This is a genomic window from Pontimicrobium sp. MEBiC01747 (assembly GCF_053601635.1).
Map to the genome: position 1 here is coordinate 1 of NZ_JBSHNS010000382.1, position 2,350 is coordinate 2,350.

Below are 2,350 nucleotides of genomic sequence, written 5' to 3' on the forward strand. Positions count from 1 at the left end.
GTTCTATACTGCATGGGAACTTGCAAATCGTGACGAGCGTATTGTTGTAGATAAAGCAGGAGAAGAATAAATACAAATTACAATATATTAAAATGCCAATCTTTTTTATATCTAAAAAAGATTGGCATTTTAATTTAAGGCTTTAGCATTAGCGTCTCTCATCTGCTTTTCCTTTTGGGCGCTGAGTATTTGTTGCTTTCGGCTTCGTTCTCGTCTTTGGAGCATACGCTTTAGCTTCCGAATCGTTTATCTCTTTTAGTTGCTTATCTTGGCTTCTATTACTTGGCTGATTTTTAATATACCCATGCGCTTGAACTTTACTTTTTTTAGCTGATTTTTTTGCCATTGCTGGTTTTCTTTCTTGAGCTGTAGACATACACACAACGCCTAACATTAATGCTATTGTTAAAAATACTTTTTTCATAATTATATGTTTTTAGAATTAATACGAATAAAATTAGATATATAAGACCCTTTAATAAATACCCAATAAGTAGTATATTTTTAACTATAAAACTTAATAACAGGTATTTACACGTGTAAACATCATATAATTTTTCAATACCTTAGCTCAAAGAGGACAACTTATTATGATAAAATGTCATTCTGTTTTAAGTTATCAAAAATGAGATTATAAAAATCTTATTGCCCGTTTTGTATCATAATGCATGATGCTGAATTTGTTTCTGCATCGCATAATAGCTAAAAGCATAGATGCTTTATGGTGAGAACCTAAAAGTAGTTTAGGTTAACGGTAGACTTTATGATGGATTACAAGTATTCAAAGAAGTTATAATAGTTAACTTAAAAGGGTGTTTTTCCTTTTTTAAATTAGGTATAAATCCTCTAACAAGAGTAGAACAAAATGTAGTTATTTGTATTGTTATTAATCAATCAGTAATGTGCTATTACCAATATTAATACAAAGTGCTCTTTAAATGAAACATACATTAAGTACAATGGTACCTCTAAAAAGAAACATTTAAACAGCACTTTTTTACACTATAGTAACTCTCCTATTATTACAGGCATATTTTTATTTATATTTGATAAATTGCTTTTATAATTAATCCTCTATATGTCTAGTTTTTTTGATTCTATTACATTTCCAGATGGCTCCCCAGTTTTTGAAAGCAGAAATGATAGTATTAATGTTTTTGGCATTACAATGAAAATGCTACACTTTTGTATTATTTTCTATCTATACTTTTTATTCCTAGTCTTTATTTGGGGTTTTATTAGCAATAGCCCATTACTTATCTCAGGTATTGTTGTAATGATTCCAATATTTATAGCTGACTATTTTAGGCCATCCAAAAAATTATACAAACTGCTTATTATTAGTTGTGGCTTTATGTCTATAAGTATTTATTTATTGTTTTTACCAGACGATACTTCTAAAATTTCACATTACTTAGTCTTTGGTTTATTCCTTTATTTACGATGGCTTAGGGTAAAGCATTTAATAACATATTATCCAGACAAGGAAAAATACTTCTGGAATAGATAAGCACAATAACAAACTAAAAAACAACGCTCTACAATTAAAATTAGCTTAAAAAATATACGTAGATCTACGTATTGTATATGCCGTTTGTATTCTATAATTTTGTACGTATGAATAATAAACCATTTAAAAAGAGTCTATTTTTAAAACACCTTTCAAGGTGGGAAATTATATTATTACCAATTATTGTTATCGGTGTAATCACTTGTTTTTTAAACTGTTGAAATACACCAATTGTTGACTTTTAAATATTAAGTGTGCTCTTAATATTTTACATTTTATCCATTGAAAACTCAAAAGTATAAAAACTTCTCTCCTAGGGAAGTTTTTTATTTATACTAAATACTTCTAAAAAAACAGGCGCTTATGGTTTTCCATAAGGTTTGTGATTTTGATAGCTGTAAGTTTGTTTAAAAATATAATGGAAATAAACATAACTTATTGTTTTTATACGCTAGTTCTCCATAATTTGAATAACCATTAAAATAAATATTATGAAAAAAACATTACTAATCTTTCTTGTATCAATTTTGACTTTTTCTTGTTCAACACCTCTTGATAAAAAATATAGTGAAGAAACATTTGAAACTGATGCTAAAGAAATTAAAGAAAGTGGAAAATTATCAGAAGAAGACGCATTAATTATGGTAGGATGGATAATGCGTTCTAAACTTAAAGGAGAACATTTAGAAGGAAAAACCTACAATGAAATAATCAAAGAAGCAAAAGATTATAAAAAGGAGCAAGAATTATTAACTAAAAAAGTAAAATTAGAAGAAGAAGAAAAAAGACAAAGACTCAGCTCTGCATTAACTGTTGCTATGTACGACAAAGGTTTTGAGA

3 protein-coding genes are annotated in these 2,350 nt (G+C 27.7%); 2 read left to right on the top strand and 1 reads right to left on the bottom strand.

Annotated features, from left to right (window positions below):
* Positions 1-148 precede the first annotated feature (148 nt).
* Positions 149-424 (bottom strand): hypothetical protein, encoded by a 276-nt coding sequence (locus ACVC2P_RS12390; protein ID WP_452598783.1) that lies wholly within the window; start codon positions 422-424, stop codon positions 149-151.
* 654 nt (positions 425-1,078) lie between these two features.
* Here ACVC2P_RS12390 and ACVC2P_RS12395 point away from each other — a divergent pair.
* Both ACVC2P_RS12395 and ACVC2P_RS12400 read left to right on the top strand, forming a co-directional pair.
* Positions 1,079-1,510 (top strand): hypothetical protein, encoded by a 432-nt coding sequence (locus tag ACVC2P_RS12395; RefSeq protein ID WP_452598784.1) that lies wholly within the window; start codon positions 1,079-1,081, stop codon positions 1,508-1,510.
* A 491-nt stretch (positions 1,511-2,001) separates the two neighbouring features.
* Positions 2,002-2,350 (top strand): hypothetical protein (locus ACVC2P_RS12400; RefSeq protein WP_452598785.1); only part of this gene is annotated, 349 nt, incomplete at its 3' end.

What these genes read in the sequence shown, in the direction of transcription:
- ACVC2P_RS12390 (WP_452598783.1), bottom strand. Translation starts at nt 424, where the DNA reads ATGAAAAAAGTATTTTTAACAATAGCATTAATGTTAGGCGTTGTGTGT.
- ACVC2P_RS12395 (WP_452598784.1), top strand. Translation starts at nt 1,079, where the DNA reads ATGTCTAGTTTTTTTGATTCTATTACATTTCCAGATGGCTCCCCAGTT.